Consider the following 14,339-nt stretch of genomic DNA (forward strand, 5'->3'; position numbering starts at 1 on the left):
AAGGCCGCAAGCGATATGCCAGCCCTCCCCCCGGCCCCCTCCCGCTTGCGGGAGGGGGAGAAGAAGGTCAGCGCGTCCCCTCAGGCGCCAAATCCGGCCACCGATCCAGCATCGCCGCCGTCACGCCGTTGGTCCAGCCAAAGCCGTCCTGGGTCGGATACTCCCCGCCGCCGCCGGGCTTGCGCTCTTCGACGTCGTATTTCTCCAGCAGCTTGCCCGTCTCGGCATAGGTGCGCGCGACGGTGGCGATCCAGCGGTGGGCAATGTCCTTGGCCAGCGCCTGTTCGCCATACCGCCCCAGCCCCTCGACCGCGACCCATTGCAGCGGGGCCCAGCCATTGGGGGCATCCCATTGCTGGCCGGTGCGGATGTTGGTGGTGCGCAGCCCGCCCTCGCCGACCAGCGTCGCGCGCGTCGTCGTCGCGACCGCACGGGCCTGTTCGGCGCTGGCATGTCCGGCGAAGAGCGGAAATAGCGATACGGCGGTGCGGCTGTTCGTCGGCCGCCGGGCGGCCCGGTCCCAATCGGCGAAACGCTTGTCCCCCGCGACCCACAGATAGCGGTCGATCGCGGCCTTTCGCCGCGCGGCCAGCTCGGCGAAGCGCCGCGCCAGCGCTTCGTCGCCCAGAGCCTTGGCCCGCGCGGCGATCCGGCTTTCGTTCACCCATAACAGGCTGTTGAGATCGACCGGCACGATGTCGGTGGTGTGGATCGTCTCCAGCCGCATCGGGTCGGCCAGCCAGCGCGAGCTGAAGTCCCAGCCCGACTCCGCCGCCGCGCGCAGGTCGCGCTGGACGATGGCGGGCGCACGTGGTGCGGCCTTGGCGGCGGTCTCGCGATCCTCGCGCCAGCTTTCGTCGCGCGGCGTGTCGCGCGCATCCCAATAGCGGTTCAGCAGGCTGCCATCGGGCATCCGCACGACATGCTGACACGCCCCGCTGGCATCCAGGCAATTCGCCCCCGCCATCCAATACTCATGCTCGCGGACCAGTGCCGCCAGCCGCCGCTTGGCCAGTACGGGATCGCGATTGTCCGACAGGTCCATCATCAACGCCAGGAAGGGCGGTTGAGAGCGGCTGAGATAATAGGTGCGCGTGCCGTTGGGGACATGGCCGTAGCGCTCGACCAGATCGACGAAATCGGCCAGCATCGCCTCGATCAGCGGGGCCTGGCCGTCCGCCCTCAGGCCCAGCATCGTGAAATAGCTGTCCCAGTAATAGATCTCCTGGAACCGGTCGCCCGGCACGACATAACCATGGTCGAGCCCCAGCGCCGACGATCCCGCCACAGGCGCGAAGGGCGCGCGGCCCAGGATCGGCCACAGCTCGCGAATGCGGTCGCGCAAAGGTGCGCGGGCCTGCGTATCGCCGCGCACCGAGAAGTAGCGACGGACAAAGGCGGTCAGCGCCGCCTTGCCGACCGGCTTTTCGCGGGCATAGGCGGCCATGATCGCCTGTGGCGCCTCGCGCGGCACCGCATCGGCAAAGGTCTTGCCGTCAGGAAAGACCTGCGCCGCCTGCACCGCGCTGAACAAGGGGCCGTAAATATCGGCCGGGGAGGGCGGCATGGCCTGCGCCTGGAGCAGCAGCGCCAGCATGGGGACAAGGATCAGGCGGCGGGTCATCATGCTCTCCGGTCGATGGGCGCGGCGCGAGGCAGCAGCACCGTGGCGGACAGGCCCCCGCCCTGGGCTTGGTCGAGGATCAGTCGACCGCCATGAAGCTCGGCGAGTTCGCGCGCGATGGCAAGGCCGAAGCCATGGCCGTCGCCCCGCTCGTCCAGCCGCGTGCCCGCCTCCGTCGCGCGAATCCGATCCGCTTCGGCGATGCCGGGCCCATCATCGGTGACGGTCAGGCGAATCTGGCGATCCTCCGCTCGGGCGTGCACGCGCACCGTCGCATGGGCGTGGCGGGCGGCATTGTCGATCAGGTTGCCCGCCACCTCGTCCAGGTCCTGTGCGTCCATCCCGACCGACAGGTCATCTGGAATGTCGGCGGTCAGGGTAATGCCGCGATCGGCATGAAGCCGGGCAATCGCCGCCGTCAGGTCGCCGATCGCCGGGGCCAGCGCGGTGACCGCGCGCACCGTTCCGGCCTGCACCCGCGCGCGGGCGAGGTGGTGGCGGATGGTCTCATCGATCCGCGCGACCTGCGCGGCGCGGGGCGGATCGCCCGCCAGGTCGAGCGCCAGCGTGGCGACCGGGGTCTTCAGCGCATGGGCCAGGTTCGCGGCGGAGGCGCGGGCGGTCGCCAGCGCACGTTCGCTATCGGCGGCCAGCGCGTTCAGCTCGGCGGCGAGCGGCTGGAGCTCCGCAGGCTGGTCCTCGTCGACGCGGGCACGCTCGCCGGTGCGGATCGCGGCCACCTCTTCGCGCAGCCGATGCAAGGGACGCAGGCCGAGGCGCAGCTGGATCAGGCTCGCCGCCGCCAGCAACACGCCCAGACCCGCCAGCATCGCGAGCAGCGGGACCAAGGCGGCGCGGATCGGACGGGCGACCACCGCGCGGGGGGCGGCGGCGCTGATCGTCACGGGGCCGCGCGGCGAGGGGATGGTGATTTGCCGCGCATGGACGCGGACACCCTGCTCGGTACGACCATCGGCGGGGTGGGGCTGGTCCACGCCGCCAGGCGGCGGCGGGGCAGGCGGGGGACCGCCTGCGATTGGTGCGGGGCCCGGCGGATGCGGGGCGGCCAGCGGGGGGAAGTCGCCCGATCCGATCACGCCATCGGGCCCTGCGATCCGCCAGCGCCAGCCGGGTTCGGGCTCGAGCAGCCCGCGCCGCGCGGCGATACGGTCGCGGTCGACCCGACCCTGCGAATCGACGGCGGCGGCCAGAACGGCGATTTCCGAATCGAGCCGCTGATCGAGCCCGCGCGTGACGATCCCTTCCAGCGCGCTGGCCAGTCCCCAGCCTGCGAGCAGCAGGGCGGCAAGGATGGCCGCCCCCGAAATGACGATCATCCGACCATGGATCGATCGCGGCAGCCTCACGCCGCGCCCCCGCCGGTCAGGCGATAACCCATGCCCCGCACCGTCTCGATCAGGTCCGCGCCAATCTTCTTGCGCAGGCGCCCGACGATCACCTCCAGGCTGTTGGAATCAACATCGGCATCGCCCTCATAGACGCGCTCGAGCAGTTCCAGCCGGGGAATAACCGCCTCCTTGCGCAGTATCAGCGCGGACAGGACGCGCCATTCGAACGCGGTGAGCTTCAGCGGCAGGCCGTCCAGCTCGAACTGCCCGGTCTGGCTGTCGAAGGAGAGGGGGCCGCAGGTCAGGCGCGGCTGGGCATGGCCCGCCGCGCGGCGCACGAGGGCGCGAAGGCGCATGACCAGCTCCTCGACGCGGAAAGGCTTGGTCAGATAATCGTCCGCGCCCGCCTTGAACCCTGCCACCTTGTCCGACCAGCCGTCGCGCGCGGTCAGGATCAGCACGGGCAGGGCACGCCCGGCCTCGCGCCACTGGCGCAGCAGGGTCATGCCGTCGCCATCGGGCAGGCCCAGGTCGAGTACGGCGGCGTCATAGATTTCGGTATCGCCCGCATGGCCCGCGTCCACCCCGCTGGCGAACAGGTCGACCGCGCATTGCTCGGCTCGCAAAGCCCGCGCGATGGCGGGGCCCAGTGCGGGATCATCCTCGACCAGCAGAATCCGCATGACGTGTCCGTTATCCCCTTATCGCCCCGCTATCGTCGCATAGCCTAAACCCAATCTGAACCGCGCGGTTCAGCGGGCATCGGGGCGAATCACCTAAAAGCATCTCCATCAACCAAGGAGATCGACAATGTCTCGTTTCCATATCCCTACCCCCCGCCTGCAGGGCAAGGCACCGCTGGCCGCCGCCGCTGCGGTCCTGATCGCACTGGGTGCTGGCGGTGGCGCCGCCGCCGTCTCGATGACCCGGCCCACCGTCACCATGGCGCCGACCGTCCAGACGCCGATCGCCAAGCTGGCCTCGACCAGCGGCGTCGTCACCGCCAAGGGGCGGGTGGCCGAAGTCTTCGGCGACCGCTTCGTGGTGCAGGACGGCACCGGCCGCGCGATGGTCGCGGCGTCGCGCGATGCGATGCCTTCGGTCGGCAGCAACGTGGTGGTGCAGGGGCGCTATGATGACGGCGTGATGCACGCCCAGTATCTGGTCGACCCCAATGGCTCGGTCGTGCCGGTCGGCCCGCCGCCGCCCCCGCCGGGTGGCCCGCGTGGTCCCGGTGGCCCCGGTGGCCCGCGCGGTGACGGTCCGCCGCCGCCCCCGCCGCCCCCCGGTGGTCCGGGCGGGCCCGGTGCCCCGGGTGGTCCGGGCGCTCCCCCGCCGCCGCCGTCGGGTGGCTGCGCACCGGGTGCGGTCCCTCCGCCCCCGCCGCCGGTGAACGGCGCGGCGCCGCAGGGTGCGCCGGTGCCGCCGCCCCCGCCGCCCGCCGGAGCCCCGGCCCCGGCTCCCACCGGCGCGGTTCGCCCGGCGGCCTGATCCGGTCCTGACGAAGGCGCCTCCGACTGCGGTCGGGGGCGTCTTTGCGTATGGCGCGTCGGGGAAATCCCGCTCGGCAAGAGGAACCTTCGCCGCGCTGACCCTTTAGCGCCTCATGCGCTGGCTTCGATCGCTCGACATTCCGGCCGAATGGCTGTGGCTGCAACATGTTGTCATCATCGCGGCGGCGGTGCTGATCGCCGTCGTGGTGCACAGCATCGCCATGCGGATCGCCGGACACGCCGCGCGGCGGACGGCGAGCCAGAGCGACGACCTGGTGCTGGCGCATATCCGCCAACCCTTGCGCTGGGTGGCGATCGCCATCGCGGTCAGCTTCGCGATGCGGCTGGTGCCGATGTCGGGGGAAGGGCGAGAGATATGGCGACAGGTGCTGGGATTCTTCGTCCCCGCGCTGCTCGGCTGGCTGGCGGTGGCGGCGTTGCGCGCCTTTCAAGGCGTCGTCTATCTGCGTGCGGATATCAGCGTCGAGGACAATTTGCGCGCCCGGCGAAAGCGGACGCGGGCGCAGATTTTGGGGCGGATCGGCATCTTCCTGATCGTGTTCCTGACCGTCTGCCTGATGCTGCTGAGCGTGCCCGGCATCCGCACCATCGGCGTCACGCTGATGGCTTCGGCGGGTATTGCAGGGTTGGTCGTCGGTGCCGCCGCGCAGCCCGCGCTCAAGAACCTGATCGCGGGCGTGCAGATGGCCTTTACCGAGCCGATCCGGCTCGACGACGTGGTCATCATCGACAATGAATGGGGGCGGATCGAGCAGATTCACCTGACCTTCGTCGTGGTGCGCATCTGGGACGAGCGGCGGCTGGTCGTGCCGGTTGCCAAGTTCCTGGAGAACAGCTTCCAGAACTGGACGCGCGAGACCAGCCAGTTGCTGGGGTCGGTCTTCTGGTATCTCGATCCGGCGGCGGACATTCCCCGGCTGCGCGCGAAGATGAGCGAACTCGTCGAGGCGAGTACGCGTTGGGACCGGCGGTTCTTCAACATGCAGGTGACGGACGTGAAGCCGGACTCGATCGAGGTGCGCGGGCTGATGACGGCGCGCGATGCCTCGACCGCGTTCGACCTGCGGTGCGAGATTCGCGAGGGGCTGCTGGAGTATATCCGGCGCGACATGCCGGAGGCGCTCCCCCGGCGGCGGTTGGAGCATTCCATTCCTCCCCGTGCCGGGGAGGATCAGTGGGCCGCCGCCTCGATAACCTTGGCCTCTGCTTTCACCCCATCCCCGCGCAGCGCGGCCAGGAACAGTTCGCACCACCAGAACACGTCCTCGCGCCGGACATTGTCGATCAGGCTTTCCCAGCGCCGGATACGCTCGGCGCGCGGCATGGCCAGCGCCTGGACGATCGCGTCGGACATTTCCTCGGCGCTGTAGGGATTGATGAGCACCGCGTCCTTCAACTGCTCGGCCGCACCGGCGAAGCGCGACAGGATCAGAACGCCGGGGTCTTCCGGGTCCTGCGCCGCGACATATTCCTTGGCGACCAGGTTCATGCCGTCGCGAAGGGGCGTCACCAGCCCGATCCGCGCTGCGCGATAGATGCCCGCCAGCACCGGCCGCGGAAACCCCTTGTTGACGTAGCGGATCGGCACCCAGTCGATATCGGCATATTCGCCGTTGATCCGCCCCGACAGCGAGTCGAGATTGGCGCGAATCTCCTGATAGGTGTTCACCTTCTCGCGGCTGGGTGGTGCGATCTGGAGCATATAGACCAGCGCCCGCCGTTCCGGATTCTGCGCCAGGAAACGTTCATAGCCCAGGAAGCGCTCGGCCAGCCCCTTGGAATAATCCAGCCGGTCGACGCCGACGATCAGGCTGCGGCCGGTCGCCGACATATACATGCGTTCGCGGGCGAAGCGTGCGTCGTGACCGCTGGCGGCTTCCTCGAACTCCTTGGTCTCAATACCGATCGGCGCGCGGATCGCCTGGATCGTCTTGCCGTTCCACGTCACTTCGCCATTCTCGCCGAGCGTCCCGCCCAGCTCCTTGGTCACATAGTCGCGGAAGCTGTCCAGCCAGTCCTCGGTATGGAACCCCACCACGTCATAGGCGAAGAGCGCCTCCACCAGCTTGCGATGGCTGGGCAGCGACATCAGCAGCCGCACCGGCGGCCAGGGGATGTGAAGGAAGAAGCCGATCCTGTTCTTGAACCCGCGCTTGCGCAGGTCGCGGCCCAGCGGGATCAGGTGATAGTCATGCACCCAGATCAGATCGTCGGGTTCGATCAGCGGCTGCACCGTCTCGGCGAAGCGTTCATTGACGCGGGCGTAACCGGAATCGAAGTCGCGCTCGAACTCGGTCAGGTCGATGCGATAGTGGAACAGCGGCCACAGTGTCCGATTGGCGTAACCGTTATAATATTCATCGATATCCTGCTCTTCCAGGTCGATGGTGGCGGTCGTCACGCCGCCGCCCTGCTGGAAATTGATATGGCCGCTGAACTGGTCGGTGGTCTCCCCCGACCAGCCGAACCAGATGCCGCCCTGTTCGCGCAAGGCGGCGAGGAGTGCGACCGCCAGCCCGCCCTGATTTCCGCCCGGCCCGGTGGTGGGCGGCTGGACCCGGTTCGAGATGACGATCAGGCGACTCATCGCACGGCACTCCATGGTTTACTCAGCAGGACGGCGCAGTTGATCAGGCCGACGAGCGAATAGGTTTGCGGGTAATTCCCCCACAGCTCGCCCGTATTCGGGTCGATATCTTCGGACAGAAGCCCGGCGGGGGTGCAGCGCGCCACCATCTCCTCGAACAGCGCGCGGGCGTCCTCGTGACGCCCGGTGACATAGAACGCTTCGATCAGCCAAAAAGTGCATACGTTGAAGGCGGTATGCGGCAGGCCGAAGTCATCTTCGGTCGCATAGCGCAGCATGTGGCTGCCCCGGCGCAGGCCCTTTTCGACCGCATCCAGCGTCGAGCGGAAGCGGGGATCGTCCGGCGACAGGAAGCGCAGGTCGAGCAGCTGGATGATGCTGGCGTCCAGATCGTCGCCGCCGAAGGTCGCCGACATGCGCTGCGTCTCGGGGCGCCACGCAGCCTGCTCGATCGTCTCGCGCATCAGGTCGGCGCGCTCCTGCCAGAAGGCGCGGCGTTCCTCCAGGCCCAGCGCCTGCGCGGCATTGGCAAGGCGGTCGCACGCCGCCCAGCACATGGCGGCGGAATAGGTGTGGACGTGGCTCTTGGTGCGGAGTTCCCACAGACCCGCATCGGGCTGGTCGTATTTGGCCCAGGCGCGCTCACCGACCCGCTCCAGCGAGTGGAAGTCCTCGACGCCCGACATGCGGAACAGGCGCGTGTCGAAGAACGCCTGCACGTCCGACAGCACGATCTGGCCATAGGCATCGTGCTGGATCTGCTCATAGGCCTGGTTGCCGACACGGACCGGGCCCATGGCGCGATAGCCGGGCAGCTTGGTCTCGATCCGCTCGACCAGGGTCGCTTCGCCCCCGACGCCGTAGAGCGGCTGGATATGCCCGCCGCGCGCGGCGTCGACGATGTTACGCAGATATTCGAGATACCCTTCCAGCACGTCGAGCGCGCCGAGCCGGTTGAGCGCCTGCACCGTATAATAGGCGTCGCGAATCCAGCAGTAGCGATAGTCCCAGTTGCGCCCCGAATCGGCATGTTCGGGCAGCGAGGTAGTCAGCGCGGCGACGATCGCGCCGGTTTCCTCGTGCTGGCACAGCTTCAGCGTGATGGCGGCGCGGATGACCACCGCCTGCCACTCGACCGGGGTGGCGAGGCCACGCACCCAGTGATGCCATTCATGCGTGGTCCGCTCCAGCATGGCGCGGCTCGCCTCGCTGAGCACGCCGGCAAAGCTCTCGTCCGGGCCCAGGAACATGTGGATCGGGCGTTCCAGGCGGAACCACTGTTCGGCGGCGATATGGCCGACCGGGGCGTCGGTGGTCAGGCGCAGCGTCTGCTGCGTCATCAGATAGCGGATATGGTTGGACCCCTGGGTCCGCTCGGTCGAGTTGCCCCAGTCGGTCGCGACCCGCAGGGCGATGCGGATGCGGGGGCTGCCGATCGGCCGCACGATCCGCACATAGCTGGTCGGGCGATAGACGCGGCCCTCGCGCGAGAAACGCGGGCAGAAATCGGTGATCTCGATGCCATTGCCCCGGTCGTCCATATGGGTGGTGACCAGGATTGGCGTATTGCGCAGATAGCCTTGCGTGGTCGAGACCCGGTCTTCCAAGTCGATCGCCCAATAGCCCGTCTCCGGCTCGCCATCGCCGAGCAGCGCGCAAAAGGCCGGGTCGCCATCGACTCGCGGCACACAGCCCCAAACGAAGCGGCCCTGCGAGTCGACCAGCGCGGAAACCTGGCAGTTGCCGATCGGCCAGAGGTTCATGTCCTGTTGCATTACTTGGCATTCTCCAGCGCTTGGGCGAGCCATATATGGACCGCGGCAACATCGGGCAGGCGATAACGGGCGGCGGTCTCACGCATCGGGCCGACCAGCACGCCAGCACCCCCCAGCGCGGCGGCGGCGACGAAACCGTCCTCGTCGGTCACGTCATCGCCAAAGAAGATCGGGACCGTGCCCTGCATCGCGGGGGCCTGCATCAGCGTCTCGATCGCCCGGCCCTTGTCACCGGGCAGGCGGATCTCAACCATCATCTTGCCAGGTTGCAGGGTCAGGCCGTGGCGCTCGGCGATGGCGGTGGCTTCGCGGATCGCGAGTGGTTCCGCGTCCGGGTTTCGGCGATAATGGAGGCCTGCACCGAAGCTCTTCGTCTCGAAATACAGGTCGTGGGTCTCGGCCACGGCGCGCATTTCGTCGGTGGCGGTGGCGAGTTGGTCGGGCTTGTCGGGCTGCACATGGCCGTCCTCGGGTGAGCGGCGTTCGGCGCCGTGACTCCCTGCGAGGGTGAAATGCTTGGCTTGGGGGCCGAACAGCGCATCCAACTGCGCGATCGAGCGGCCGCTGACGATGGCGAGACGGCCGGGCATGTGCGCGGCGAGCGCGTCCAGCCGCTCGGCGAGCTCGGTGCTGACATGCACACCCTCCGGATTGTCGGCGAGGTCGACCAGCGTGCCGTCGAAATCGAGGAACAGGCTGTCCGTCGCGGACAGGCGGGGCGGGGGCGGAGCAAGATCGGCCAGCATGGGCGACAGCATAGCGGATGCGGACATGCCGAGTGAACCCATCCCCGCCGCTCGCGTTCCGCTGCGCTGCCGAAATGATTACGGAAGGGGGGAGAACCCTCTCCATGGGGCTGTATCGCTTGTGGCTTACCCTCCCCCAGCCCCTCCCGCAGGCGGGAGGGGAGAAAAAGAGGCTGCCGGTGCGGATTGATTCCGGCGCTCAGCGCTTGGCGCGCCCCCTCCCGCAGGCGGGAGGGGGATGGGGGGAGGGGCCTCTCCGAGGGCGGCACCGTTTGTGGCTTTTCCTCCCCCAACCCAGTTTCAGGTAAACGATGCCCCGCATCGTTTAGGTCATGCCGGGGGGGGGCATGACCGACCTGAAACTCGCCTGCGGGAGGGGAGTAAGGGAAGAAACAAAAAAAGGGCCGGCGATCACTCGCCAGCCCCTCTTATTCCGAACCTTGGATACAGGCCTTCAGTAAACCCGCTTCTTCGGCTTGATATACTCGATATCGTCGGTCAGCGTGTAATCATGCACCGGGCGATAGTCGATCTCGACCCCGCCGCCCTGGCCGCCCCAGCCGTCGAAGGTCGCGACGGTGTGCTTCATCCAGTTGGCGTCGTCGCGATCGGGGAAGTCCTCGTTCACATGCGCGCCGCGGCTTTCCTTGCGGTTCAGTGCCGATTCCATCGTCACGACCGCCTGGCTGATCAGATTGTCCAGCTCCAGCGTCTCGACCAGATCGGTGTTCCAGATCAGCGAGCGATCCTTGATGCCGATGTCCTTCATCCGGTCATAGGTGGCGCGGATCATCTGGCGACCTTCGGTCAGCAGCTCGTCGGTGCGGAACACGGCGCAGTGGCGCTGCATCGTCTTCTGCATCTCGCTGCGCACCGAGGCGGTGGTCGCGCTGCCGGCGGCGTTGCGGAAGTGGTCCAGGCGACCCAGCGCCAGCTCTTCCGAACCGGCGGGCAGCGGCGCGTGCGGCGTGCCGGGCTTCAGCGTGTCCTTGATGCGCAGGCCGGTCGCACGACCGAACACGACCAAGTCGATCAGCGAGTTGGAGCCCAGGCGGTTCGCGCCGTGTACCGACACGCAGGCCGCTTCGCCGACCGCGAACAGGCCGGGGACGACCGAGTCCGGGTTGCCGTCCTTCAGCCGGACGACTTCGCCGTGATAGTTGGTCGGGATGCCGCCCATATTATAGTGGACGGTCGGCGTGACGGGCAGCGGCTGGCGGGTCAGGTCGACACCGGCGAAGATCTTGCCGGTCTCGGTGATGCCGGGCAGGCGCTCGGCCAGCACCTTCGGGTCGATATGGTCGAGATGGAGATAGATATGATCCCCCTCCTTGCCGACGCCGCGCCCTTCGCGGATTTCCATCGCCATCGAACGCGACACGACGTCGCGGCTGGCGAGGTCCTTGGCCGACGGCGCGTAACGCTCCATGAAGCGCTCGCCCTCGGAGTTGGTCAGGTAGCCGCCTTCGCCGCGCGCACCCTCGGTGATGAGGACGCCAGCACCATAGATGCCGGTCGGGTGGAACTGCACGAACTCCATGTCCTGCAGCGGCAGGCCCGCCCGCAGCACCATGCCGCCGCCGTCACCGGTGCAGGTGTGCGCCGAGGTCGCCGAGAAATAGCAGCGGCCATAGCCGCCGGTCGCCAGCACGACGTTATGCGCGCGGAACCGGTGGATCGAGCCGTCTTCCATGCACAGCGCGATCACGCCCCGGCAGTTGCCCTGATCGTCCATGATCAGGTCGAGCGCGAAATACTCGATGAAGAAGTCCGCGTCATACTTCAGCGACTGTTGGTACAGCGCGTGCAGCATGGCGTGGCCGGTGCGGTCGGCGGCGGCGCAGGTGCGCTGCGCAGGGGGGCCTTCGCCCATATTCTGCATCATGCCGCCGAAGGGGCGCTGATAGATCTTGCCCTCTTCGGTGCGGCTGAACGGCACGCCCGCATGCTCCAGCTCGTACACGGCGGCGGGAGCCTCGCGGCAGAGATATTCGATCGCGTCCTGGTCGCCCAGCCAGTCCGACCCCTTGACGGTGTCGTACATGTGCCAGGTCCAGTGGTCGGGGCCCATGTTGCCGAGCGAGGCGGCGATACCGCCCTGGGCGGCGACGGTGTGGCTGCGCGTCGGGAACACCTTGGTGATGCAGGCGGTCTTCAGACCGGCCTCGGCAATGCCCATGGTGGCGCGCAGGCCCGAGCCGCCCGCACCCACGACGACGGCGTCATAGGTATGGTCGATGATCTTGTAAGCGGCAGCGGACATTATGCAGCGGCTCCGAAAGCGATCTTGAGGATCGAGAAGATGGCGACGGCGGCGGTCGTGAAGACGAACAGGTTCATGACGACGAGGAGCGCGACCCGGTTCTGGTCCTGCTCATAATCCTCGATCACGACCTGGAGGCCGAGACGCATATGATAGAAGATCGACGCCACCAGCAGCACCATCGGGACGGCGGCCCAGGAATTGGCCAGCCACAAGTGCATCGCGGCGTAGTCGAAGGACGGCTGGCGCAGGATCGAGATCAGCAGCCAGGCGACCAGCAGGAAATTGGAACCGGCGGTCAGCCGCTGGTTCAACCAATGATGAGTGCCCGACTTGGCCGAGCCCAGGCCGCGCACGCGGCCGATTGCGGTTCCCGAACGCATCACTTGATTCCCAGATAGAGCCAGAACGCCACGGTCGCGACGACGGCGAAGACCATGGTGGCTTGGGCCTGCCGCTTGTTCGACTTCAGCTCGAAGCCTGCGCCGACATCCATGAACAGGTGGCGGATGCCGTTCGCGATATGCTGGAACAGACAGGCGGTCAGGCCGATGCCGACGACATAGCCGATGATGTTGAGCTTGCCCGACTGGACGGTGAAGACGTCGCGGAACGTCGCATAGCTTTCCGGCCCACCGGCGACGGCGGCCAGGAACCAGACGAGCAGCAGCGTGCCCACGGTCGCCATGCCCGTGCCGGTGGCACGGTGCAGGATCGACACCAGCATGTTGGGGCCCCATTTCCAGATCTGGAGATGCGGCGAAAGCGGGCGGGCGGTGTTGCGGGCGGCCAAGGGCAGATCCTCGAACAGTCTAAAGTCAGGCTGGTTTGCGGATACGCCTATGGTGAAGACGCCGACAGGATGCAAGCCGTGAGCGCATTGGCGGCACGCTTCGTCGCCGCGAATGGCCGTTGCCGTTCGGGACGGAGCGCCGACAGTCGCAGAGATAAGAGGCCCTTAACCCTTTTGGTCGCAGAAAGAGCGGGAAAATCTGGCCATTGCCGAATGGGAGACCCACATCTTGCGCTCCGACCTGCCGCCGCCCACGGTCATCACCGTGGAAATCGACCTCGATGCTCGGGTTCGCACCTTTGACGGCGGGGATGGCTCGCTGGTCCGGCTGGCCGCCGAAATCTGGTCGGTGATCGAACCGCGCGCCGACGAAGTGGTCGTCGCCTATTGGGACCATTGGCGCCGCAAGAATCCGGGGCAGCCTGAATGGACGCCGCTCGACCGCGAGCGCCAGCTGGTCACCGGTCGCGCCTATCTGCGCAATCGCTTCTGCGATCTGGCCGGGCGCGAATGGCTCGAGTCGCTGGGGCGCTCGGTCGCATCGGCCTTTGCCGCCGACATCGCGCCGATGGAGGTGCTTGCCATGTCCTGTGCCAGCGACCGGGCCGCGCTGAAGGTCATTCTGGAAGAGATGGCGGCGGATGACCCGCGCCGCTCGGTCGCGGTCGACACGCTGCTGCGGCTGTACGGCATGGAAACCGAGCTGACCGTCGAGCTGTTTGCGGGGTATCGCAACTGGTGCGCCGAACGCGAGCGCGAGCGGCTGGCGGGCGATTTCCGCAACGGCATCGCCGCCGTGGTCGAGAATGCCTCGGTCGAGGGGCAGGATCTGCGACGCCAGGCGCAGGAGGCGTCGGTGTCGACGCGCGGCATGCTGGGCAAGTCGAGCGAGGTCGCCGCCGCCGCCGAACAGTCGGCGGTCGCGATGCGCGAAGCGGCGCAGACCGCCGCCGGGCTGATCCGCGCGATCGAGGATGCCCGGACCGAGGTCGACCAGGCCGCCGATGTCGCCAACCGCGCCGCCGACCAGGCGGGCCAGGCGGTCGGCATGTCGGAGATGCTGTCCGACCATGCCAAGTCGATCGAATCGATCCTGGGCCTGATCCGCGACATTGCGGGCCAGACCAACCTGCTGGCGCTGAACGCCACCATCGAGGCGGCACGGGCAGGGGATGCCGGACGCGGCTTTGCGGTCGTCGCGCAGGAGGTGAAGAGCCTCGCCAGCCAGACCGCGCGCGCCACCGACGATATCGCCACCAAGATCGCCGCGATCCAGGCCGCAACCCGCTCGACGGTCGAGACCAACGCCTCGATCAAAGCGACAGTCAACGAGGTGCAGGTTTCGGCCGAGCGCATCCGCTATGCGATGGAGGCGCAGGCGCAGACGGTGACTGCGATTACCGCCGCCGTCGACGAGACCGCGCTGGCAGCCGATTCGATGTCGCACACCATCGCCGCGATCCGCCAGGATACCGAGCATGTCGCGCAGGAGATCGACCGGGTCGGGCGCGGCTTCGACCATCTCGACACCCGGCTGGGCGACCTGAAGACCAGCGCCAGCCTGTTCGTCGCACGGGTCGCGGCATAACCTATTCCTCCCCGGTACGGGGAGGTGGCAGGGCGCAGCCCTGACGGAGGGGGGCTTCCTCAAGGGACATCCATCCCGGCACGCCCCCCCCCCCCCCCCC

11 protein-coding genes and 1 pseudogene are annotated in these 14,339 nt (G+C 67.8%); 3 read left to right on the forward strand and 9 right to left on the reverse strand.

All coding sequences use genetic code 11. From position 1 onward, the window contains the following. Positions 1–67: 67 nt before the first annotated feature. The 3 genes from treF to SSA01S_RS17275 are packed head-to-tail and all read right to left on the reverse strand — an operon-like array spanning position 68 to position 3,656. On the reverse strand, positions 68–1,627 hold the full coding sequence (gene treF, locus SSA01S_RS17265) for an alpha,alpha-trehalase TreF (RefSeq protein WP_061781384.1): 1,560 nt from the start codon (positions 1,625–1,627) through the stop codon (positions 68–70). After that, a complete protein-coding gene (locus SSA01S_RS17270) occupies positions 1,624–2,961 on the reverse strand; it encodes a sensor histidine kinase (RefSeq protein ID WP_061781385.1) in 1,338 nt (445 codons plus the stop codon). The genes treF and SSA01S_RS17270 overlap by 4 nt, the downstream gene beginning before the upstream one ends. A 26-nt stretch (positions 2,962–2,987) precedes the next feature. Continuing rightward, positions 2,988–3,656, reverse strand: coding sequence for a response regulator (locus SSA01S_RS17275; RefSeq protein ID WP_061781386.1), 669 nt, complete (start codon positions 3,654–3,656; stop codon positions 2,988–2,990). Between the two features lie 127 nt (positions 3,657–3,783). On the opposite strand from SSA01S_RS17275, the gene SSA01S_RS17280 reads away from it, so the two are divergent. Next, positions 3,784–4,464: a hypothetical protein gene (locus SSA01S_RS17280; protein ID WP_061781387.1), complete on the forward strand. Its 681-nt coding sequence runs from the start codon at positions 3,784–3,786 to the stop codon at positions 4,462–4,464. Between the two features lie 625 nt (positions 4,465–5,089). Further along, positions 5,090–5,329, forward strand: a pseudogene (locus tag SSA01S_RS20240) (mechanosensitive ion channel family protein); the annotation flags it as partial. 329 nt (positions 5,330–5,658) lie between these two features. On the opposite strand, the gene SSA01S_RS17285 reads toward SSA01S_RS20240, so the two are convergent. From SSA01S_RS17285 to sdhC, 6 genes are all read right to left on the reverse strand, one after another. Beyond that, entirely contained in the window at positions 5,659–7,074 is a 1,416-nt protein-coding gene (locus SSA01S_RS17285) for an alpha,alpha-trehalose-phosphate synthase (UDP-forming) (RefSeq protein ID WP_061781388.1), read from the reverse strand. Next, entirely contained in the window at positions 7,071–8,837 is a 1,767-nt protein-coding gene (locus SSA01S_RS17290; protein WP_419836509.1) for a glycoside hydrolase family 15 protein, read from the reverse strand. The genes SSA01S_RS17285 and SSA01S_RS17290 overlap by 4 nt, the downstream gene beginning before the upstream one ends. 11 nt (positions 8,838–8,848) lie before the next feature. After that, a complete protein-coding gene (gene otsB, locus SSA01S_RS17295) occupies positions 8,849–9,622 on the reverse strand; it encodes a trehalose-phosphatase (protein WP_082795165.1) in 774 nt (257 codons plus the stop codon). A 427-nt stretch (positions 9,623–10,049) separates the two neighbouring features. Continuing rightward, positions 10,050–11,858 (reverse strand): succinate dehydrogenase flavoprotein subunit, encoded by a 1,809-nt coding sequence (gene sdhA, locus SSA01S_RS17305; RefSeq protein WP_061781392.1) that lies wholly within the window; start codon positions 11,856–11,858, stop codon positions 10,050–10,052. Continuing rightward, on the reverse strand, positions 11,858–12,241 hold the full coding sequence (sdhD, locus tag SSA01S_RS17310) for a succinate dehydrogenase, hydrophobic membrane anchor protein (protein WP_061781393.1): 384 nt from the start codon (positions 12,239–12,241) through the stop codon (positions 11,858–11,860). Before sdhD ends, sdhA begins: the two co-directional genes overlap by 1 nt. After that, a complete protein-coding gene (gene sdhC, locus SSA01S_RS17315) occupies positions 12,241–12,651 on the reverse strand; it encodes a succinate dehydrogenase, cytochrome b556 subunit (RefSeq protein ID WP_061781394.1) in 411 nt (136 codons plus the stop codon). The genes sdhD and sdhC overlap by 1 nt, the downstream gene beginning before the upstream one ends. A 229-nt stretch (positions 12,652–12,880) precedes the next feature. On the opposite strand from sdhC, the gene SSA01S_RS17320 reads away from it, so the two are divergent. Further along, positions 12,881–14,239, forward strand: a complete 1,359-nt coding sequence (locus SSA01S_RS17320) for a methyl-accepting chemotaxis protein (RefSeq protein WP_156477910.1) — start codon at positions 12,881–12,883, stop codon at positions 14,237–14,239. The last annotated feature ends 100 nt before the right edge of the window (positions 14,240–14,339 follow it).

The organism is Sphingomonas sanguinis NBRC 13937, from assembly GCF_001591005.1.
GTDB lineage: Bacteria > Pseudomonadota > Alphaproteobacteria > Sphingomonadales > Sphingomonadaceae > Sphingomonas > Sphingomonas sanguinis.